Source organism: Hymenobacter terricola, from assembly GCF_017921975.2.
GTDB lineage: Bacteria > Bacteroidota > Bacteroidia > Cytophagales > Hymenobacteraceae > Hymenobacter > Hymenobacter terricola.
This window is the reverse complement of record NZ_JAGEMO020000010.1, coordinates 19,862-41,473: the sequence shown is the minus strand read 5'-3', so window position 1 is coordinate 41,473 and position 21,612 is coordinate 19,862. Positions and strand designations below refer to the sequence as shown.

The 21,612-nt window shown below is 61.4% G+C and carries 16 protein-coding genes; 9 read left to right on the top strand and 7 right to left on the bottom strand.

The window, feature by feature from the left end:
- Positions 1-14 precede the first annotated feature (14 nt).
- From pbpC to J4G38_RS10010, 4 genes are all read left to right on the top strand, one after another.
- Entirely contained in the window at positions 15-2,381 is a 2,367-nt protein-coding gene (gene pbpC / locus J4G38_RS10025) for a penicillin-binding protein 1C (RefSeq protein WP_226163335.1), read from the top strand.
- 182 nt (positions 2,382-2,563) lie between these two features.
- A complete protein-coding gene (locus tag J4G38_RS10020; RefSeq protein ID WP_210516570.1) occupies positions 2,564-3,913 on the top strand; it encodes a TolC family protein in 1,350 nt (449 codons plus the stop codon).
- A 218-nt stretch (positions 3,914-4,131) separates the two neighbouring features.
- A complete protein-coding gene (locus J4G38_RS10015) occupies positions 4,132-5,256 on the top strand; it encodes an efflux RND transporter periplasmic adaptor subunit (RefSeq protein ID WP_226163334.1) in 1,125 nt (374 codons plus the stop codon).
- Positions 5,257-5,403: 147 nt separating this feature from the next.
- Positions 5,404-8,667, top strand: coding sequence for an efflux RND transporter permease subunit (locus tag J4G38_RS10010; RefSeq protein ID WP_210516574.1), 3,264 nt, complete (start codon positions 5,404-5,406; stop codon positions 8,665-8,667).
- A gap of 401 nt (positions 8,668-9,068) precedes the next feature.
- On the opposite strand, the gene J4G38_RS10005 is transcribed toward J4G38_RS10010, so the two are convergent.
- From J4G38_RS10005 to J4G38_RS09990, 4 genes are all read right to left on the bottom strand, one after another.
- Positions 9,069-10,052: a 2-dehydro-3-deoxygalactonokinase gene (locus tag J4G38_RS10005; protein ID WP_210516576.1), complete on the bottom strand. Its 984-nt coding sequence runs from the start codon at positions 10,050-10,052 to the stop codon at positions 9,069-9,071.
- 81 nt (positions 10,053-10,133) lie between these two features.
- Complete coding sequence (locus J4G38_RS10000; RefSeq protein WP_210516578.1) at positions 10,134-11,042, bottom strand: NADP-dependent oxidoreductase; 909 nt, start codon at positions 11,040-11,042, stop codon at positions 10,134-10,136.
- A gap of 80 nt (positions 11,043-11,122) precedes the next feature.
- Complete coding sequence (gene dgoD / locus J4G38_RS09995) at positions 11,123-12,271, bottom strand: galactonate dehydratase (protein WP_210516580.1); 1,149 nt, start codon at positions 12,269-12,271, stop codon at positions 11,123-11,125.
- Between the two features lie 87 nt (positions 12,272-12,358).
- Positions 12,359-12,991: a bifunctional 4-hydroxy-2-oxoglutarate aldolase/2-dehydro-3-deoxy-phosphogluconate aldolase gene (locus tag J4G38_RS09990; protein ID WP_210516582.1), complete on the bottom strand. Its 633-nt coding sequence runs from the start codon at positions 12,989-12,991 to the stop codon at positions 12,359-12,361.
- A 107-nt stretch (positions 12,992-13,098) separates the two neighbouring features.
- Between J4G38_RS09990 and J4G38_RS09985 the strand changes: the two genes are divergently transcribed.
- From J4G38_RS09985 to J4G38_RS09965, 5 genes are all read left to right on the top strand, one after another.
- Positions 13,099-13,704, top strand: coding sequence for a 2,3-bisphosphoglycerate-dependent phosphoglycerate mutase (locus J4G38_RS09985; RefSeq protein WP_210516584.1), 606 nt, complete (start codon positions 13,099-13,101; stop codon positions 13,702-13,704).
- A gap of 154 nt (positions 13,705-13,858) precedes the next feature.
- Entirely contained in the window at positions 13,859-15,172 is a 1,314-nt protein-coding gene (locus tag J4G38_RS09980) for a family 1 glycosylhydrolase (RefSeq protein ID WP_210516586.1), read from the top strand.
- Between the two features lie 96 nt (positions 15,173-15,268).
- Positions 15,269-16,012: an SDR family NAD(P)-dependent oxidoreductase gene (locus J4G38_RS09975; RefSeq protein WP_210516588.1), complete on the top strand. Its 744-nt coding sequence runs from the start codon at positions 15,269-15,271 to the stop codon at positions 16,010-16,012.
- Between the two features lie 95 nt (positions 16,013-16,107).
- Complete coding sequence (locus J4G38_RS09970; protein ID WP_210516590.1) at positions 16,108-16,578, top strand: MaoC family dehydratase; 471 nt, start codon at positions 16,108-16,110, stop codon at positions 16,576-16,578.
- 118 nt (positions 16,579-16,696) lie between these two features.
- A complete protein-coding gene (locus J4G38_RS09965; protein WP_210516591.1) occupies positions 16,697-18,739 on the top strand; it encodes an alpha/beta hydrolase family protein in 2,043 nt (680 codons plus the stop codon).
- Positions 18,740-18,916: 177 nt separating this feature from the next.
- Here J4G38_RS09965 and J4G38_RS09960 read toward each other — a convergent pair whose 3' ends face one another.
- From J4G38_RS09960 to J4G38_RS09950, 3 genes are all read right to left on the bottom strand, one after another.
- On the bottom strand, positions 18,917-19,312 hold the full coding sequence (locus J4G38_RS09960; protein WP_210516593.1) for a DUF779 domain-containing protein: 396 nt from the start codon (positions 19,310-19,312) through the stop codon (positions 18,917-18,919).
- A gap of 39 nt (positions 19,313-19,351) precedes the next feature.
- The gene (locus tag J4G38_RS09955) at positions 19,352-19,699 is read right to left on the bottom strand and encodes a hypothetical protein (protein WP_210516595.1); all 348 of its coding nucleotides are present in this window, start codon (positions 19,697-19,699) and stop codon (positions 19,352-19,354) included.
- A 215-nt stretch (positions 19,700-19,914) separates the two neighbouring features.
- On the bottom strand, positions 19,915-21,444 hold the full coding sequence (locus J4G38_RS09950) for an aldehyde dehydrogenase family protein (protein ID WP_210516597.1): 1,530 nt from the start codon (positions 21,442-21,444) through the stop codon (positions 19,915-19,917).
- Between the last annotated feature and the right edge of the window lie 168 nt (positions 21,445-21,612).

The following is a 21,612-nucleotide window of genomic DNA, read 5'->3' as shown; positions in this document are numbered from 1 at the left end:
GACTATTTCACGCAGTGTTCCGCAGTGTTAAAGCGCAGTGTCTCGCAGTGTCGTTCATTGCCTGCTTCGCCCTCGACCGCCTCTTCCCCCTGCCGCCCGCGCCGCGCTACTCTCCCATCGTGCTGGCGGCCGATGGCAGCGTGCTCCACGCCTTCCTGAACCCCACCCAGAAGTGGCGGATGAAGACCGAATTAGCGGAAATAACGCCGGCCTTGCAGCAAGCCATTATCAACAAGGAAGACCGGTATTTCCACTACCATTTCGGGGTCAATCCACTCGCAATAATGCAGGCCGCCGGGCGCAATATTTTCCAAACCGGCCGCACCACCGGGGCCAGTACCATCACCATGCAGGTGGCCCGGCTGCTGGAACCCAAGGAGCGCACCTTCGGCAATAAGCTGCTGGAAATGCTGCGCGCCATGCAGCTGGAGGCGCATTACAGCAAGGCCGAAATCCTCCAGCTCTACCTGAACCTGGTGCCCTACGGCGGCAATATCGAAGGCGTGAAATCGGCCGCGCTGCTCTACTTTCAGCAGCCGCCCGACTATCTTTCCCTGGCCCAAACCGTGACGCTGGCCATTATTCCCAACCAGCCGCGTGTGCTGGTGTTGGGCAAGAACAACGACCGGATTCTGGCCGAACGCAACCGCTGGCTGCGGCAGTTTCAACAGCAGCATTTGTTTCCGGACCAGGATATTGAGGATGCCATAAATGAGCCGCTGGACGTGCAGCGCCACGCGGCGCCCACACTGGCTCCGCACCTGGCGCGGCGGCTCGTCACGCAGTTTCCCAGCCAGCCCATTATTCACTCCACGCTGCGCCGCAACCCGCAAGCCAAAGCCGAGGACCTGACCCGCAACTACGTGCGCCGCCTGCACGAATTGGGCATTTCGCAGGCCGCCGTGCTGGTCGTGAACAACCGCACCCGCGCCGTGGAGGCGTACGTGGGCTCCGCCGACTTCCAGGATGCGGCCAGCAGCGGGCAGGTTGATGGCGTGCGCGCTGTCCGTTCGCCGGGCAGCACGCTGAAGCCATTTTTGTATGCTCTAGCCGTTGATAGAGGCATCGTGACGCCGAAGCTGAAGCTGCCCGATGTGCCCACCAATTTCAGCGGCTTCCGCCCCGAGAATTTCGATAAAAGCTGCGCCGGCGAAGTGACGGTGGAGCGGGCATTGACTTACTCGCTCAACATTCCGGCCGTGCGGGTTTTGGCCGACGTGGGCGTGCCCGTTTTCACCGACAAGCTGCGGCTGGCCGGTTTCAAAAGCGTGGCGAAAGCAGCCCCCCGGCTAGGTTTAAGCACCATTCTGGGCGGCTGTGGCGCGACGCTGGAGGAGCTGACGGGGCTGTACGCGGCGCTGGCGGATGGCGGGCAGTACGCACCGCTGGCGCTCGTGCTTAATGAAGAATTAAGACTGAGGAATGAGGAATGGAAAGCGAAGCGAAAAGAGTCCCCGCCAAATTCTTCATTCCTCATTCCTCATTCTTCATTGGTTTCCCCCGCCGCCGCCTTCCTCATCACCGACATCCTCGCCCAGCGCACCCGGCCCGACCTGCCGATGGGCTACCAGAACAGCCGCCACCTCCCCAAAATCGCCTGGAAAACCGGCACCAGCTACGGCCGCCGCGACGCCTGGAGCATCGGCTACAACCAGGACTACACCATTGGCGTGTGGGTGGGCAACTTTTCGGGCCAGGGCAGCCCGGCCCTGACGGGGGCCGACGTGGCCTCGCCCCTGCTCTTCGACCTGTTCAACGCCCTCGCCTACAACTCGCCCAACCGCTGGACCACGCCACCCGCCACCCTCGATTTCCGGCTGGTGTGCGCCGAAACCGGCCTCGTCCCCGGCGAGCACTGCCCCAACCAGCTCATCGATTATTACCTGCCCGGCATGTCCACGGCCCGGCGCTGCGAACACCAGAAAGAAGCCCTGGTTTCGGCCGATGGCACGATTTCCTACTGCCGGGCCTGCGTGCCAGCGGCGGGTTTCAAGCGGCAGCTGTTCCCCAATCCGTTGCCCGAAGTGCTGGCTTTTCGGGAGGCGCAGGGCCTGCCATCCAGCCGGCTGCCGCCGCACAACCCCGCCTGCCGGCTGGTGCGCGGCACTGACGATGGCGCGGGCGCGGCCCTGGCCATCACCTCACCGCTCGACCACGCCGAATACGTGCTCGACCGCCACGACAAGCAGCAAATGCTCCTAAGCTGCGCGGCGGGCAGCGAGGTGCGCCAGGTATTCTGGTACGTGAACGACCGGTTTTTGCGGGCCGCCTCGGCTACCGAGCGCGTGTTTTTCCGACCGCCCAGCGGGGCCGTAAAAATCTCCTGCGCCGATGACCACGGGCGCAACGTGGATATTCAATTGCAGGTGGCTGAGCTTTAGACCAGGCGACTTTCACCGACCGAAGCGACCGAAGCGACCGGCTAAATACGGCGCTTTCTCAACTTTTAAGCGGGGCGTCAGTTAAACCTTCTCGGCATTAGCTACTTACTGGCCATCAAAACAGCTTGGCATCATTTCGCACCCGGCAGTATATTAAAGGGACTATCTTTATTTATCTATCTATGAAACAACTATTCCGAACGATGAAGCCCGTGCTTCGGCTGCTTCTATTCGCTCCGTTTTACGCTTTATCGCAACCAACCACTCCCCCCACCAAGCCCCTTTCGCGGCAGGAGTGCGTGGAGTTTGCCCTGAAAAACCAGCCCGCGGTGCGCCAGGCCCTTATCGACCAGGAAATTGGGGAGCGCAACATTCGCATCGGGCTCAGCAGCTGGCTGCCCCAGATTACGGGCACGGCCACCTACGCGCACAATTTGCAGCTGCCGACCTCCGTGCTGCCCAATTTCACGGACCCCTCGGCGGGCCAGCAAATCGTGCGCATTGGCCTGAACAACACCTCCACGCTGGGCCTGCAGGGCACCCAGCTGATTTACAACAACGACGTGCTGCGCGCGGCCCGCGCGGCCCGCTACATCCGCCAGCAAACCGGCCTGAATACCACCAGCTTCAAGATTGATGTGGTGACGAACGTGAGCAAGGCGTTCTACGACATTCTGCTTACGCGGGAGCAGCTCAAGGTGCTCGACGAGGCCATCCGGCGGCAGGCCAAGCAGCTGCGCGATTCCAAAGCGCAGTACGACGTGGGCATCGTGGATAAAACCGACTACAAGCGGGCCGAAATCAGCCTGCGCAACGCCTACGCCACCCGCAAAACCACCACCGAGGCGCTGAAAGGCAAGGATGCCTACCTCAAGCAGCTCATGGGCGTTGATGCCCAAAACCCGCTCGCGCTCACCTACGACACGCTGCAATTGGTGCAGGAAATCACCCTCGACACCCTGGAGCAGCTGGCCTACGAGCGCCGCGTCGAAATCCAGCAGCTCCAGACCCAGCAGCAGCTCCAGCGGCTCAACATCGACTTTTACCGCTACGGGTTTCTGCCCTCGCTCTCGGCCTACGGCAACTACAACCGGGTGTTCCAGAACAATGAGTTCAGCCAGCTTTACAACACGGCATTTCCCAATTCGCAGGTCGGCCTGCAGCTGGCCGTGCCCATTTTCACGGGCACGCGCCGCCTCCAAAACCTGCGCATCACCGAGCTGCAGCAGGACCGCCTCGACCTGGACGTGGTGGACGCCCGCAACCAAATCAACACCGAATACCAGCAGGCCCTGGCCACCTACAAAAGCGCCCTCAACGACCTGAATACCCAGCGCGATAACGTGGCCGATGCCCGCGAAGTCTACAAAATCATCAAGCTGCAATACGACGAGGGCCTGCGGGCTTACCTGGAAGTCATCACCTCCGAAAACGACCTGCGCAATTCCCAGTTCAGCTACTACAACTCGCTCTACAGCGTGCTGGCCGCCAAACTGGACGTGCAGCGTGCCTTGGGCGACATTACTTTTTAATGAACCATCCAGCCCCGAACGAAAGAAACGGTCATGCTGAGCTTGTCGAAGCATCTCTACTGCGCAAGTAATCCAGCTGCTTCAACGAAGCAGTGGAGATGCTTCGGCTGCGCGGACGCCAGATGAGCATGACGTTCCGTTATTCATTATAATCCAGCCTGCCACCCCCGACTATGAACAACCATTCTCTCCGGCTTCTCCCCGTTTTCCTGACCGCTTTGACGCTCGCTTCCTGCGGCAACAAGCAGGAAGAGGAAGCCAAAAAGAACGCCCCCCCGCCGCCCGTTTCGGTGTCGGTTTACAAAGTCGACCAGGAGCCGGTGGTGAGCTTCGACACCTACCCCGGCACCGTCGTGCCGCTCAACGAGGTGGAGCTGCGCGCCGAGGTGGGGGGCTACGTCACGGGCATCTTCATCAAAGACGGGCAGCGCGTGACCAAGGGCCAGCGCCTCTACGAAGTGGACCAGACCCGCTTCCAGGCCGACTACCGCCAGGCCCAGGCCCAGCTGGCCGTCACCCGCGCCAACTACGCCAAAGCCGCCAAGGACGCCGAGCGCTACAACCGCCTCGCCGAGCAGGACGCCATCGCCAAGCAGCGCGTAGACTACGCCGCCACCGACGTGGCCAACGCCGCTTCGCAGATAACGGCCGCCCAGGCCACCGTCACCAACGTGGCCCAGAACCTGAAACGCTCGGTGGTGGTGGCGCCGTTTGCGGGCACCATCGGCATTTCGCAGGTCAAGCTCGGCTCGCTGGCCACGCAGGGCACCACGCTGCTCAACACCCTTTCGTCCGACGACCCCATTGCCGTGGACGTGGCCGTGGGCGAGCAGCAGATTGCGCGCTTCCAGGGCCTGAAGGCCCGGCCCGCCGCCAAAGCTGATTCGGTGTACACGCTGCTGCTGGCCGGCCAGCAGGCGTTTTCCGCTCCGGGCAAAATCACGACCATCGACCGCGCTGTCGACCCGGAAACCGGCACCGTGAAGGTGCGCGTGCAGTTCCCCAACGCCAAGCGCACGCTGCTGGCCGGCATGAACACCACCCTGCGCGTGCGCAACACCGACACCGGCCGCCAGCTCACCATTCCCTACAAGGCCGTGACCGAGCAAATGGGCGAATTCTTCGTGTACGTGGTGGGCGACAGCAGCAAAGTGGCGCAACGCAAAGTGGCCCTGGGCACCCGCGTCAAAGACAAAGTAGTCGTGCGCCAAGGGCTTAAAGCCAACGAAACCATCGTGAGCGAAGGCGTGCAGAACCTGCGCCAGGGCGTGGTGGTGAAAGTGGGCGACCCCAACGCGGCGCCCCCCGCGGCGGCTGGGGCGCCCACGGCGGCAGCGAAATAATTGAATGACAACCAAAGACCGTCATGCTCATCTGGCGTCCGCGCAGCGAAGCATCTCGCTCGGGATAGTAACTCAATTTTTCAACGATGCGAGCGAGATGCTTCGCTGCGCTCTGCATGACGTTCCTGGCTGCGTGCCATCTAGCTTATGATTTCAGACGTTTTCATTCGGCGACCGGTCACGGCCATTGTCATTTCCATTGTGCTGGTGCTGCTCGGGACGCTGGCGGTCCTCAACCTGCCCATTAGCCAATACCCCGACATCTCCCCGCCCGTGGTGCAGATTTCGGGCAGCTTCACCGGGGCCGATGCCCAGACCGTGGAGCAAACCGTGATGACGCCCATCGAAACGCAGGTCAACGGCACGCCCGGCATGGCCTACCTGCAATCGAACGCCACCAACGACGGCCGCGTGTCGGCCAACGTCACCTTCAACATCGGCACCAACATCGACATCGCCACCCTCGACGTGCAGAACCGCGTGAGCGTGGCCGAGCCCACCCTTCCCGACGAGGTGAAGCGCCTGGGCCTCACCGTGAAAAAGCGCAACCCCACCATCCTCATCGTGCTGGCCATTTATGCGCCCAAGCGCACCCACGACGTGGCTTTTCTCGACAACTACACCAACATTTACGTGCGCGACGCCCTGCTGCGCGTGCCCGGCGTGGGCGACGTCACGTCCCTCGGCCAGGATTTTTCGATGCGCATCTGGCTCAAGCCCGACAAGATGGCCCAGCTCGGCCTGAAAGTCGACGACGTGACCAACGCCCTGCGCGAGCAGAACGTGCAGGTGGCCGCCGGCTCGGTGGGCACGGCCCCGCAGTATTCGTCGCAGGCGTTTCAGTACACGGTGGTTGTGAACGGCCGCCTCACCAAAGTCGAAGAATTTGAGAACATCGTGGTGCGCACCAAGCCCGAAGATGGCTCGGTGGTCTACCTCAAAGACGTGGCCCGCGTGCAGCTCGGCCAGTTCGATTTCTCGCGCTACAACACCACCAACGGCCAACCTACCACGCTGCTGCTCATCAACCAGACGCCCGGCGGCAACGCCCTGCAAACGGCCAACGGCATCTACGCCGCGATGGATGCGCTGCAAAAGAAATTCCCACCGGATATGCGGTACCGGGCCGTTTTCGAGTCCGTGACCGTGGTGCAGGTCTCCATCGAGGAAGTGCTGAAAACGCTGGGCATTGCCCTGCTGCTGGTCACGCTGGTGGTGTTCATTTTCCTGCAAAGCTGGCGCGCCACGCTCATCCCCATTCTGGCCATTCCGGTGGCCATCGTGGGCACGTTCATCCTGTTCATCCCGCTGGGCTTCACCGTGAACACGCTCACGCTGTTCGGCTTCGTGCTGGCCATCGGCATCGTGGTCGACGACGCCATCGTGGTGGTCGAGGCCGTGCAGCACTACATCGACACCGAAGGCGTTCCGGCCCGCGAGGCCACCGAAAAGGCCATGAAGGACATCACGGCGCCGGTTATCGCCATTGCCCTGATTTTGTCGGCGGTATTTGTGCCCGTGGGTTTCATTCCGGGCATCGTGGGCAAGCTTTACCAGCAGTTTGCCATCACCATTGCCATTTCGGTGGTGCTCTCGGCGTTTATCGCCTTGTCGCTCACGCCGGCGCTGTGCGCGCTCATGCTGCGGCCCAGCGCCAAAAAAGAAGAAGCCAAGGGGCTGAACAAGCTGTTTGCTATGTTTAACGACTGGTTTGAGCGCACCACCGGGCACTACACCAACGGGGTAAAGCAGGCCATCAAGGCCACGCCCTTCGTGCTTATTTTGCTCGTTTGCGTCTACGTGGGCACCTTTTTGCTGTTCCGGGGCAAGCCGTCGGGCTTTATCCCGACGGAGGACGAAGGCCGCCTGTTCGTGTCGCTGGAGCTGCCGCAGGGCGCGTCCAGCTCCCGCACGCAAGCCGTGATGGACCAAATGGTCAAAATCATCGGCCAAAAAGTGCCGGCCGTGAAGAACTACACCGGCGTGAGCGGCCTCAACGCCCTGAACTTCACCTTCAAGCCCAGCAGCGGCACCATGTTCCTCCAAATGAAGCCCTGGGACGAGCGCACCGACGAAGCCGACCAGCTGGAAGGCGTCATCGGGAGGCTGCAAAAGGAGTTTGCGGCCATCAAAGGGGCCAACATCGTGGTGATTCCGCCGCCCGCCATTCCGGGCCTGGGCAACACCGGCGGCTTCAGCTTCCAGCTGGAGCAGCGCGAGCAGGCCGGCGACATCAAGGCGTTTGAAGCCACGGTGAACAAGTTTGTGGCCGCCGCCAACCAGCGCCCCGAAATCGGCCGGGCCTTCACCTTCTTCACCGCCAAAACGCCCGGCTACCAGGTGACCGTGGACCGCGAAAAGGCCAAGAAACTCGGGGTGCCGCTCACCAACATCTTCGGCACGATGTCGACCTACATGGGCTCGACTTACATCAACGACTTCACGAAATACGGCCGCAACTTCCGCGTGGTGGCCCAGGCCGACACGTTTTACCGCAAAGACATCGCCGACCTCAGCAACTACTACGTGCAGAACCAGGCCGGCCAGCAGGTGCCCCTCGGCTCGCTCATCACCACCAAAGTGGTGGAAAACGCGCCCCTGATTTCGCACTACAACCTGTTCCGGGCCGCCGAAATCAACGGCGACGCCAAGCCCGGCTACAGCTCCGGCCAGGCCATCGCCGCCCTGCAGGAAGTGGCCGCCCAAACCCTGCCCGCCGAATACGGCTTCGACTTTTCGGCCCTGAGCCGCGAAGAAATCAGCGCCGGCAACAGCACCATCATCATCTTCGGGCTGAGCATTCTGTTTGTGTTTTTGCTGCTGGCGGCGCTGTATGAAAGCTGGTCGGTGCCGTTCTCGGTGCTGCTGGCGGTGCCGCTGGGCGCGTTCGGGGCCATCGTGGCCCTCACCTTCCTGCCCAAGCTCACCAACAACGTGTACGCCCAAATCGGCCTCATCACCCTCATTGGCCTCGCGGCCAAAAACGCCATTCTGATTGTGGAGTTCGCCAAAGAGCGGGTCGACTGGGGCATGGACGTGGTGGAAGCCACCCTGGCCGCCGTCACGCTGCGCCTGCGCCCCATCATCATGACCTCGCTGGCCTTCATCCTGGGCGTGCTGCCGCTGGCTTTTTCTTCCGGCGCGGGCGCCGTGTCCCGCCAAACGATAGGCTGGACGGTGACCGGCGGCATGCTGGCCGCCACCTTCCTGGCCATTTTTGCCGTCCCCGTCCTCTTCGTGCTCATCACCAAGCTCGGCTACGGCAAGAAAAAACTAGCCGACCTGGCCGCCAACTACAAGCCCGAAGACCATGACCTGGGCGGCCACAAGCCCGCCGCCGAACCCGGCAACCCCGCCAGGCCCCCCGAAGGCCCCAGCACCCCACCCGCCGGCCCCGACGAGAAGAAGTAAGCCAACAAAACGCCCCAATTGCTTGCAATCGGGGCATTTTTGTGCCCAGCTAGCGCCCCCACCTCCCAGCGGGAGCCTTCAATTGGTCAGCCACTCCCTTCAATGAACCAGCCGGAGCCTTCGATTGCCCAACCGGACCGGACAACCGCTCAACCGTCCCCTCCTATCGCTCCGCCGGCCTCTTCAATCGGTCAGCGCACGCCTCCGGACACTCAGCGCACCCCTCCGGACACTCAGCGCATGCCTTCGACCACTCAGCGCACCCCTCCGACCACTCAGCGCATGACTCCGGACACTCAGCGTAAGGTCTTTTTTGTGTTTATCACCGGTAGATTTGCATTTGATGGCAATAGCCGTGCATTCGGAGCCACCCGGCAGCTTTTCCAGTAGTCCGGCCCTTTCTACTGCACTGGCAATTGGGCATTCAGCACGGCCCGCTGCCCGTTCAGGGCCACCTCAACGGCGGTTTTCATCTGCACCGGGCACTTATCGGCAACGCCCAGCACGCGCAACGCGGCGCGGTAGTGCGCCACCAACACCGGCTCACCAGCCAGGGTAATCTGGCTGGGCAATGCGGCCAGCAGGTCGCCGCACTCACTGCCAATGAGCAGCCCGCTCAGGTAGAAATAATTCTCCTGCTTGCCGGCGCTTTTGAATAAATCGTTGGTGCGCACCCGAAAGGCGTTGTGCAGCAGGTTGGCTTGCCGGCTATCCTGCACGCCTTTTTCGAACCAGCGCAGGTTTTCCCCTTCCTCCAGCTTCCCGCCTTCTTCCACGGATGCGGCCAGGATTCCCTTGGCGGAAAGCAGCGAGAAAAACTCACCCGTCATGTACGTTTTCAGCGCCACGGCCTGGCCATGCCGCACCACTACGTGCTTGGCGTGCGTGCCGGGATGCAGGAAAAGCTGCTCTTCCGCCGTGTTTTCAAAGTTGCAACCCACGAGTTGTGTTTCCTCGCCGCGCATCACGTCATCGGCACTTCTCACCCCCGAAATCAACAGCGTGGCGTGCCTGAAATCGGCCGTCGGGGCAATGGTTCTGGCAAGCAAATCCGAGCCATCGGTAGCAAAAGGCAGCGGCTTATACGGCAGCTCCAGCATGCCAATGGTGGACGAAGCCATGCCCGAAATCACCACCGGCACGTCATTCAGCGAAGTTCCCACCACTTCCTCCAGCTCCTTCAGGTGCTGCTGCATTATGGCCAGGTAAAACCCCACGCGCTGCTCTGGCGGCTGGCCAGCTTGCTGCCACAGCTCCGCCGTGGCGGCGTTGCCTTCCCCGGAGCTCGTTTCGGCCAGAATCGTCAGCGTCTCGCGCTCCACGAGGCGCAGGCGGAAGGACGAGGTGCCCCAATCGCAGCTGAGGAAGGTGGGCTTGGGGGGCATGTAGTGGCAGTTGTTGACAATCAATAGCGCGTCATGGCGCAAGCGCTGGTTTGGCGAAACCCCAACTACGCGCCGAGGCCGTTACCCGATGTTGATAACGTACTTGCCCAGCGCGTGGCCCTGCTGGCTCTTCTCCTGGGCCTCCCCGGTTTTAGCCAGGGGGAAAGTTTCCGCAATTGGCATCCGCAGCTTGCCTTCCCCGAAGAGCTTGGTGGCAAAGGCCCAGCCTGGCTGCGGGGCTGCCATATTGGTTTGGAAGAACTTCACGCCGTGTTTGGTCGCTTCAAAATCGGCGATGGTAATCACTTTATCGGGGCTGCCGGTGAGCTGAATGAGCTCCGGAACCGCGCCGTGGCCGGCCACATCAAACCCCAGGTCGATGGGGGCAGTGGTTACCTGTTGCACCCGGGCGGCCAGGCCTGCGCCGTAGGTTATCGGAATGGCCCCGAGCGAGCGCAGGAATTCGTGGTTCTTTTCGCTGGCCGTCCCGATAACCGTCAGCCCTTTCGCCACCGCAAACTGGACGGCCACCAGCCCCACGCCCCCTACCGCGCCGTTGATGAGGATGGTTTGCCCGGCCGTGGCCCCCAGTAATTCCAGGACCTGGTAAGCCGTCACGGCCCCCACGGCGAGGCCCGCCGCTTCTTCGAAAGACATGGTTCCGGGCTTCCGGACCCAGCTCGCCAGCACCACTTGCTCCTGGGTGGCGCCGCCCGCCGCCAGCCCAAACACGGCGTCGCCCACGGCCACACCGGTCACGCCCGGCCCCACTTCATCCACAATCCCGGCGGCATCGCTGCCCACGCTGGCCGGAAACGTAACGGGCATCATCGCCGCCATCATGCCGCTGCGCACTTTCCAGTCAAAGGGATTGACACCGGCGGCGCGGGCCGCGATGCGAACCTGGCCGGCCCCGGCGTGTGCTTCCGGAACGTCCATCACGGTCAGGACCTCGGGGCCACCGTACTGCTTGTATTGAACTGCTTTCATATTGATTTTATGAGATGTACATACGCTGTTCTGAACAGAAAAAACGTCAATTAGTTAGCGGGCAAAATCGTGGCAGGGGCCTACCACTCCGCCACGCTGCCGTCCACATTGCGCCAGATGGGGTTGTGCCAATCGTGCCCAATGGCGGCCCGTGCCCGCAGGTATTCCTCGTTGATTTCGATGCCCAGGCCCGGCCCTTCCGGGATTCTGCAGTAGCCATTTTCGTAGTCGAACACTGATTTATCGACCAGGTAATCGAGCAAGTCATTCTCCTTGTTGTAGTGAATGCCCAGGCTCTGCTCCTGAATGAAGGCGTTGTGGCAAGTGGCATCAACCTGCAGGCAGGCGGCCAGCGCAATGGGCCCCAGCGGGCAATGCGGGGCCGCCGCCACGTCAAAGGCCTCGGCCATGCTGATAATTTTCTTGCACTCCGTGATGCCGCCGGCGTGCGACAGGTCGGGCTGAATGATGTCCACGTAGCCATCAATGAGCAGCTGTTTGAAGTCCCAGCGCGAAAACATGCGCTCGCCGGTGGCAATGGGAATGGTGGTGTGCCGGGCAATTTCGCGCAGGGCCTCGTTGTTCTCGGGCAGCACCGGCTCCTCAATAAACATGGGCCGGAAGGCTTCCAGCTCCTTCGCCAGCACCTTGGCCATGCTCTTGTGCACCCGCCCGTGGAAGTCGATGCCGATGCCCAGCCCCAGGCCGCCGGCCTCACGCACGGCCGCCACGCGGGCCAGCACCTCGTCAATCTTGACGTAGGAATCGACGTAGTTCATTTCATCGGTGGCATTCATTTTCACGGCGGTAAAGCCTTTGGCGACCATTTCAGCCGCCGCCAAACCAACGTGCTCCGGCCGGTCGCCGCCAATCCAGGAATACACGCGCATGGTTTCGCGGGCCTTGCCGCCCAGCAGCATGTGCACCGGCGCGTTGTGGTACTTGCCCTTAATGTCCCACAAGGCCTGGTCGATGCCCGCGATGGCCGACATCAGAATGGGCCCGCCGCGGTAGAAGCCGCCCCGGTACATCACCTGCCAATGGTCTTCGATGTTGAGCGGGTCTTTGCCGATGAGGGTTGACATCAGCTCGGTAACGGCAGCGGCCACGGTGGCGGCCTTGCCCTCAATCACCGGCTCGCCCCAGCCGATGAAGCCGGTATCGGTTTCGATTTTGAGAAACAGCCAGCGCGGCGGCACCTGGAAGAGGGTGAAACGGAGGATTTTCATGAGTGGATTAGGGGGATGCAGAATCAAAAGAACGTCATGTCGAGCGTAGCCGAGACATGGCCTTCAGGCGCAACTGTTCAATGTCTACTACTGCCCAGCCACGGCCGTCACAAAAGCCCGCGCCCGCGCCGCCAGCTGTGTCAGATACTCCTCCGTCACGGCCTGTTTGGTATCTACCAGCGCGCTGCCCAGCCCGAACGCGGCGGCCCCAGCCTCGGCGAAGCTTTTGATGTTATCCAATGACACGCCGCCCGTGGGCATGAGCGGGATGAACGGCAGCGGCCCGGCGATGTCCTTGAAATAGCTCGCGCCGCTGGCCCCGGCCGGGAATACCTTAACGATGTCGCCGCCGTATTCGTAGGCTTGCAGAATCTCGGTGGCGGTGTAGGCGCCGGGGATGCTCACGGCGCCGTAGCGCTTGGTCATGCGGATGGTTTTCTTGTTGAGCGTGGGCGAGATGATGTATTTCGCGCCGGCCAGCAGGGCGGCGCGAGCGGTTTCGGGGTCGAGCACGGTGCCCGCACCCACCAAAAAATCGTCGTCCATCGCCCCCGAAATTTCTGCGATGGAAGCCAGCGCGCCGGGCGAATTCAGGGTCACTTCCATCATGCGCACGCCGCCCGCGTGCAGGGCTTGCGCAATGCGCAGCAGCGTTTTAGGGTCGGCGCCGCGCACGATGGCGACTACCTTGTTTTCGAGAATATGCGACAGCGGGTTCATACGGGCTTCAGGAGTTGGCGCGCATCATTGCGACTTTCTGGCAACGTAGAACCCCTAATCCGGGTTAGGAGTAGCGGAAGTATTCTCAACCGTAGCAAATCAACCCAATGGCCATCCTTGTGCTCGTCCGGCACGGCGAATCGACGTCGAACCTGGCAAATGTGTTTACCGGCTGGCTCGATGTGGCCCTCACCCCCAAAGGCGACGCCGAGGCCCAAACGGTAGCCGAAAAGCTGCGCGGCTTTCACTTCGACGTGGCCTACAGCTCCACTCTCATCCGGGCCGAGCGCACGCTCGACATTATTGTGGCGCGGCCGGCGTGGGCCACCATCCCGGTGCACCACGCCGACGCCCTGAAGGAGCGGATGTACGGCGACCTGCAGGGCCTCAATAAGACCGAAATCGCCACGAAATACGGCCAGGAGCAGGTTGATATCTGGCGGCGCAGCTATGATGTGGCCCCGCCCAACGGCGAAAGCCTGCAACAAACCCAGGCCCGGGCCGTGAAATACTTCGAGGCCGAAATCGCGCCGCAGCTGCGCGCCGGCAAGGATATTCTCATCGTCTCGCACGGCAACACGCTGCGCGGACTGCGCATGCACCTGGAAAAGCTCACGCCGGAGCAGGTAGTGGCGCTGGAAATCGTGACCGGCGGCGTGCACGAATACCAATTCGACGCGCAGCTGAATATTGTGGAGATGCGAAATCTGTAGCGTACGCTTCAGCTTGCGCCAGTAAGCCGGCTAATTGGATGGCCGGGAAACGCAACGCGAAGGCGGCGAAAGGAGTAAGCTGGCCAATAAGGCTGTTCTACTGCCTTTTTCCGTTCACTGGCGCAAGCTGAAGCGTGCGCTACATTCCCTTCCCATGGGCCCGCAATTCCTTTTCGCCACCGGCATCGAAAACAGTAATCCGACCATCCAAAACGGCAAGTTGCGCGTGGATGAAATGGAAAAATGTGGGCACTACAAGTTCTGGCAGAAGGATTTTGAGCTGGTGCAGGAGCTGGGCATCTGCTTCCTGCGCTACGGGCCGCCCATTCACACCACGTTTCTGGGGCCGGGCCAATACGACTGGTCGTTTGCCGACATGACGTTTCAGGACTTGCTGCGGCGCAACATCGCGCCCATCGTGGACCTGTGCCACTTCGGCGTGCCCGACTGGATTGGCAATTTCCAGAACCCCGATTTTCCGGTGCTGTTTGCGCAGTATGCGCGGGCGTTTGCCCAGCGGTTTCCGTGGGTGCAGCTCTACACGCCGGTGAATGAAATGTACATCTGCGCGCAGTTTTCGGCCCTTTACGGCTGGTGGAACGAGCAGCTCAGCAGCGACCAGGCCTTCGTGACGGCCCTCAAGCACATCGTGAAAGCCAACGTGCTGGCCATGCAGGCCATCCTCGAAATCCGGCCCGATGCCATCTTTATTCAGAGCGAATCGTCGGAGTATTTTCACGCCGAAAACCCGGCCGCCATCAAGCCCGCTGAAATCATGAACTCCCGGCGCTTCCTGTCGCTGGACCTGAACTACGGCCGGCGCGTGAACTCCGAGATGTACGAGTACCTGATGGACAGCGGCATGACGCGGGACGAATACCACTTCTTCCTGGGCAATAGTTTGAAGCACCACTGCATCATGGGCAATGACTACTACAAGACCAACGAGCACCGCGTCGCGGCCGATGGCAGCACCCGTGCCTCGGGCGAAGTATTTGGCTACCACGTCATCACCAGCCAATACCACCAGCGCTACAACCTGCCCGTGATGCACACTGAAACCAACCTCTGGCAGGGCCCCTGCGGCGACGAAGCCGTGAACTGGCTCTGGAAAGAGTGGGCCAACGTGCTGCGTGTGCGCAACGACGGCGTGCCTATGATTGGCTTCACCTGGTACTCCCTCACCGACCAGGTGGACTGGGACACCGCCCTGCGCGAAAACAACGGCGTGGTGAACCCGCTGGGTTTGTACGATTTGGACCGCAATATCCGGCCCGTGGGCGAGGCCTACAAGCAGCTAATTACCGACTGGAACCAGGTACTGCCCGCCCAAAGCGTGTGCCTGCAAGTGCCCGTCGTGATGCCGCAGGACAGCAACCAGAACTGGGCCAAGGAGCAAAAAGCTGACGTGAAAGCTGCCACCGCCGATAAATCGACCGAACCCGCCAACGCCGCTCCGCAATCCTAGCCGGTAGCGTGGACTCTGCGAGTCCGCGCGAGAACGAAACCCAAACGAAATCCGCCACGCGCGGACTCGCAGAGTCCACGCTATACTCCTTTCTCAATGAATCCCCGATTTCAGGACAAAGTCGTCATCATCACCGGCGGGGCCAGCGGCATTGGCTTGGCCGCCGCCAGGCGTTTTGCCTCCGAAGGCGCCCGCGTGGTACTGGCTGATTACAACCAGGCCAACCTCGACGCGGCCGTGCCCGAAGTGCAGGCTGCCGGCGCGCCCGATGTGTGGGCCAGCCTCTGCAACGTCTCGGTCGAGGCGCAGGTGGAAGCTACTGTGGCGGGCACGCTGGAGCGTTTTGGCCGCCTGGATGTGGTGGTGAATAACGCCGGCCTCATGCAGTTTAAAGCCCTGGAAGAGCTGACCGGCGACGACTGGCTGCGCATCCTGAACGTGGATTTGCTGGGCGCGTTCTACTTCACCAAGCAAGCATTTCTGCACATGAAGCCGGGCGGCAGCATCGTGAACGTGGCCAGTGTGCACGCCGTCGAAACCAGCCCGCTGGTGGCGCCTTATGCAGCGGCGAAGGCGGCAATGTTGTCCCTCACGCGCTCGTCGTCGCTGGAAGGCAAGCCGAAAGGAATCCGCACCAACGTCATTCTGCCCGGCGCCATCGACACGCCCATGCTCTGGGACAACCCCAATGTGAAATCCGGCGTCGAAGTCATCGACAAAGCCGACGTGGGCAAGCCCGAGGACGTGGCCGCAATCATTGCCTACCTGGCTTCGGATGATGCCGCCTTCGTGCAGGGCGCGGAGGTGCGCGTGGACGGCGGCCGGCTGGACCGGCTCTAGCGCCCTCGGCTCAATGAGGAATGAGGAATTTCGGGCACCTTTGCTCATTCTTCATTCTTCATTTCTCATTCTTCATTGATTGAGCGCAGCGTTACATGAGTAAACTACTTATCCGCAGTCTCGCCGAGTTGGAAGGCCACGTTGGCCAGGCCATGGGCATGTCCGAATTCCACACCATCACGCAAGAGCAAATCAACCAGTTTGCCGCCGCCACGCTCGATTTCCAGTGGATTCATACCGACGCCGAGCGGGCCGCCACGGAATCGCCGTTCAAGGCCACTATTGCCCACGGCTACCTCACGGTGGCGCTGCTGCCCTACTTGTGGCAGCAAATTGTGACCATTGAGAACCTTCAACTACAGGTGAACTACGAAATCGAAAACCTGCGCTTCAACCAGGCCGTGACCGTGAACAGTGCCGTGCGCCTGCACGCCAAGCTGCTATCGGTGGCCAATTTGCGCGGCATCGCCAAAACCCGCATCGAGGTATCGCTGGAAATTGAAGGCGTGAAAAAGCCGGCCTATACGGGCGTAATTACGTTCCTGTACCACTTTCAGGAGCAATAGAAATATAGTACGCCTCAGCTTAGTGGGGCTACAGCCGGGAATGACCGAATAGCGTGAGCTGTCCGGTCATTTTTTTGGTTACATTGGCCGAAATATTCATCTTTTTCTGCAAATACTTATGAAACACATTTTTCTGGGGTTGGGCTTGCTACTGGCCCTGGCCACGCCACAAACCAGTGTGGCGCAGGCCGCCAAAACGGGCGGCCTGCCCCCGCTCATTGACCGCGAGCTGCTGTTTGGCGACCCCGAAGTTTCGGGCGCGCAGCTCTCGCCCGACGGCAAGTTCCTGTCCTTCATCCGGCCCTACAACGGCACCCGCAACCTCTGGGTGAAGGCCCTGAGCGAGCCCTTCGACAAGGCCCGGCCGATGACCAACGACCAGGCCCGCCCCGTGCGCAACTACTTCTGGAGCCGCGACGGCAAGTACCTGCTCTACAGCCAGGACAAAGGCGGCGACGAGAACTTCAACATCTACGCCGTGAACCCGGCCGAGGCCCTGCCCGCCGGCCAGGCTGTGCCCATCGCCCGCGACCTCACCGGCCTGAAGGGCGTGCGCGTGCAGATTATCAACGCGCCCCTCACCGACCCCAACACGCTGTACATCGGCCTGAATGACCGCGACAAGGCCTGGCACGACCTCTACAAGCTGAACCTGACCACCGGCGAGAAAACCCTGGTGCGCCAGAATACCGACCGCATCGGCGACTGGGTATTCGACTGGAAAGACCAGCTGCGGCTGGCGGCCCGCTCGAATCCCGACGGCAGCACCGAGTGGCTGCGCGTGGAGGGCGAGAAAATGACGCCCTTCTACAAAACCTCGATTGACGAGCAGAGCGCCGTGGAAGGCTTCGCCAAGGACGACCAGCACGTCTATCTGACCACGAATAAGGGGCGGCGCAACCTGGCCGAAATCGTGCTCCTCGACCCCGCCACCGGCCAGGAGCAGCCCTACCAGGCCGACCCGCTCAAGCGCGTGGACGTGGGCGGCCTCACGATTTCGGAGAAAACCCACGAGCCGGTGTTCGTGAGCTTCGAGGACGACCGCATGCGCCGCGTGTGGAAGGATAAGGCTTTTGAGCAGGATTTTGCCACCGTGAGCCGGCAGCTGCCCGGGCTGGATGTGAATCCGATGTCGCACACTACCGATGAACGCCTGTGGCTGCTCGCGGCCAGCTCGGCCACTCAGCCCAGCGTAGCTTACCTGTTCGACCGCCAGACCAAGCAGCTCACCAGGCAGTACGAAACCCGCCCCAAGCTGCACCCCGCCGACCTGGCCGATATGAAAGTGGTGCGCTACAAGTCGTCGGACGGGCTGGAGATTCCGGCTTACCTGACGCTTCCCAAAGGTGTGGTGGCCAAGAATCTGCCCGTCATCATCCTGCCCCACGGTGGGCCCTGGGCGCGCGATGTGTACGGCTACAACGCCATGTCGCAGTTTCTGGCCAACCGCGGCTACGCCGTGCTCTCGCCCAATTTCCGGGCCAGCACCGGCTACGGCAAGCAGTTCCTGGATGCCGGCAACGGCGAATGGGGCCGCAAAATGCAGGACGACCTGACCTGGGGCGTGAAGTACCTCGTGGCCCAGGGCGTGGCCGACCCCAAGCGCGTGGGCATCATGGGCGGCTCGTACGGCGGCTACGCCACCCTGGCCGGTGTGGCCTTCACGCCCGATTTGTACAGCGCGGCCGTGGCCATCGTGGCCCCCTCCAACCTGATGACGCTGCTCAACGCCATTCCGCCCTACTGGGAAGCCGGCCGCAAGCAGATGTACGCCCGCATGGCCGACCCCGGCACCGCAGAAGGCCGCGCGGCTCTGGCCCGCATGTCGCCGCTGGGCTCGGCCGATAAAATCAAGACCCCGCTCCTGGTGGTGCAGGGGGCCAACGACCCGCGCGTGAACAAGGCCGAAGCCGACCAGATTGTAGTGGCCCTGCGCGACCGCAACTACCCCGTGCAGTACCTGCTGGCTCTCGACGAAGGCCACGGCTTCGCCCGCCCCGTGAACAACATGGCCATGTTCGCGGCCTCTGAGAAGTTCCTGGCCGGCCAGCTGCACGGCCGCTACCAGGAAAGCATGACGCCCGCCGTAGCCAAGCGCCTGCAGGAAATCACCGTGGACCCCAAAACGGTGATGCTGGTGAGCAAGACCAACGTGAAGTAGGCCGTCACCTCACCCCCTGCCCCCCGCGCCCGCGGAGAGGGGGCACCGGCTTTACTCCTGACAATATTTTCATCAACAAAAGAGCCCAATGCAAATGCATTGGGCTCTTTTGTTAATCTTTGGTCCGAACCGGTGCCCCCTCTCCGCAGGAGAGGGGGTCAGGGGGTGAGGTGACCGTCAGGCCGTCGCCTCCGGCACTTCATCCCCCGCAAATACCGGCTCCATGTCCTTTTCCTCATCCTCGGTAAACAGCCGCGAACGAATCAAAAACCGCACGCCGAGCGGGATTTCCAGCGAGAAGCTCGCGCCCCTACCCTTCACCACATCCACCGTGAGCTGGGTGTGTTTCCAGTACTCAAACTGGCTGGCGCTCATGAAAAAGTCGCAGCCGTAGATGCGGCCCAGCCACGTATCGTTGCCGCCCACCCGGAACTCGCCCTTGGCAAAGCACATGGGCGAGGAGCCGTCGCAGCAGCCGCCGCTTTGGTGGAACATGAGCGGGCCGTGCTCGTCGCGGAGCAGGTCGATGGTGGCTTCGGCGGCGGCGGTGACGAGGACGCGGGGGGTGGGCATTTAGATGAGATGGGGTAAGGTAAGGTGAAAGACTACTGGCTAACGCCGACGGCGGTATGTGTAAGTGAGGCCCGTCCTCTCTTCGCGCACCAGCACCTCTTTATCCGGGGCGACGGTGCCCGAACCGGAGCGGCTGCGCCACTGGTAGGCTAGTTGCCTGTTAGCGTCCCAATAGTGGTGAAGGTTGCCTTCGCTGATAATGCTGTTTTGCACAGCGTTAGGCATACGGTCGGTTTTTGGAGCCTCGCCGAATGAGATGGCCCCCGGCAGCGCTTCGAAATTGTCAGTTTTCCAGTCTGGGTTTTTAGCGCCAGGCACTGGCAAAAGCTGAGCGTGAGCGATAGAAATACTACAGCACAACGCGAAGGATACAGCCAGGATTTTCATAGAGCTGAGGCAATAAGTTTTAATTAAGACGCATCTACTCATGAAAAAGCTGCTTCACAACGGCTTAAACGCCAGCACGTCATGCTGAGCACAGCCGCAGCATCTCGCGTGTGGTAGCAATTCAATCGTTGAACAAAAGAATTACTGCTGCACGCGAGATGCTTCGACTGCGCTCGGCATGACGTCCTCTTTACGTCAGCCAGCTACGGCCGGGCCTAAAAGAAGCCCAGTTTCTGCTGGCTGTAGCTGATGAGCATGTTCTTGTTCTGGCGGTAATGCGAGAGCATCATCTTGTGGTTTTCGCGGCCAAAACCGGAGGCTTTGTAGCCGCCGAAGGGCGCGCCGGCGGGGTAGTCGTGGTAGCAGTTCACCCACACGCGGCCGGCCTGGATGGCGCGGGGCACCTCGTACAGCTCGTGGGCATTGCGGGTCCACACGCCGGCACCGAGGCCGTAAAGCGTGTCGTTGGCGATTTCAATGGCCTCCTCCATGGTTTTGAAAGTCGTCACGGACACCACCGGGCCGAAGATTTCCTCCTGGAAAATGCGCATTTTGTTGTGCCCGCGGAACATGGTAGGCTGGATGTAGTAGCCCTCGGCCAGGCCGCCATCCTCATGGACGTGGGCTTCGCCGCCCACCAGCACTTCGGCCCCTTCGGCCTTGCCGATTTCGAGGTAGCTCAGGATTTTCTCGAACTGGTCGTTCGAGGCCTGGGCGCCCATCATGGTGGTCATGTCGAGCGGGTTGCCCAGCTTGATGGCCTTCACGCGCTCGATGACGCGGGCAATGAATTCGTCGTAAATGTCTTCTTGCACGAGTATCCGCGAGGGGCAGGTGCAGATTTCGCCCTGGTTCAGGGCAAACATCACGGCGCCTTCGATGGCTTTGTCCAGGAAGTCGTCATCGGCGTCCATCACCGATTTGAAGAAGACGTTCGGCGACTTGCCGCCCAGCTCCATCGTCACCGGAATGAGGTTTTCGGAAGCGTACTGCATGATGAGGCGGCCGGTGGTCGTCTCGCCCGTGAAGCTGGCCTTCTGAATGCGCGGCGACGAGGCCAGCGGCTTGCCGGCTTCCAGGCCGAAGCCGTTCACCACGTTAATCACGCCGGCGGGCACCAGGTCCTGAATCAATTCCATCAGCACCATGATGCTGGCGGGGGTTTGCTCGGCGGGCTTCATCACCACGGTGCAGCCGGCGGCGATGGCCGGGGCCAGCTTCCAGGTGGCCATCAGCAGCGGGAAGTTCCAGGGAATAATCTGGCCGATGACGCCCAGCGGCTCCTGGATATTGAGCGACAGCGTGGTCGAATTCAGCTCGGTAGCGCTGCCTTCTTCGGCCCGAATCACGCTGGCGAAATACCGGAAGTGGTCGATGACCAGCGGCATGTCGGCGTAGGTGGTTTCGCGGATGGGCTTGCCGTTCTCGACGCATTCCACGGCGGCGAGCATGGCGAGGTTCTCCTCGATGCGGTTGGCAATTTTGTTGAGGATGTTGCTGCGCTCGGTGGCCGAGGTTTTGCCCCAGGTTTTGAAGGCTTCGTGGGCGGCATCAAGGGCCAAATCGATGTCCTCCTTGGTGCTGCGGGCCACTTTGGTGAACACCTTGCCGTCGATGGGCGAGGGGTTTTCGAAATACTGGCCTTTTACCGGGGGCACCCATTTGCCCCCGATGAAGTTGTCGTAGTGGGACTTGAACTGGGGGCGGGCCACCAGGGTGGTGGTTTCTTCGAGGGTTTCAGCCATGGCTTTGTTGGATGGGAATTAGGTGAAATCAGGACGGTGTAAAGGTCCTTTTTTATGTGGTGGGCCAGTTGTGGTATTATCGCAAAGAGTGCGAAAATTGTCGCAACTTGCTGAACACTCCGGCCCGCTGCCCGCGTTGGGAGTGGGTACTCCCTCACCTCAGCCATC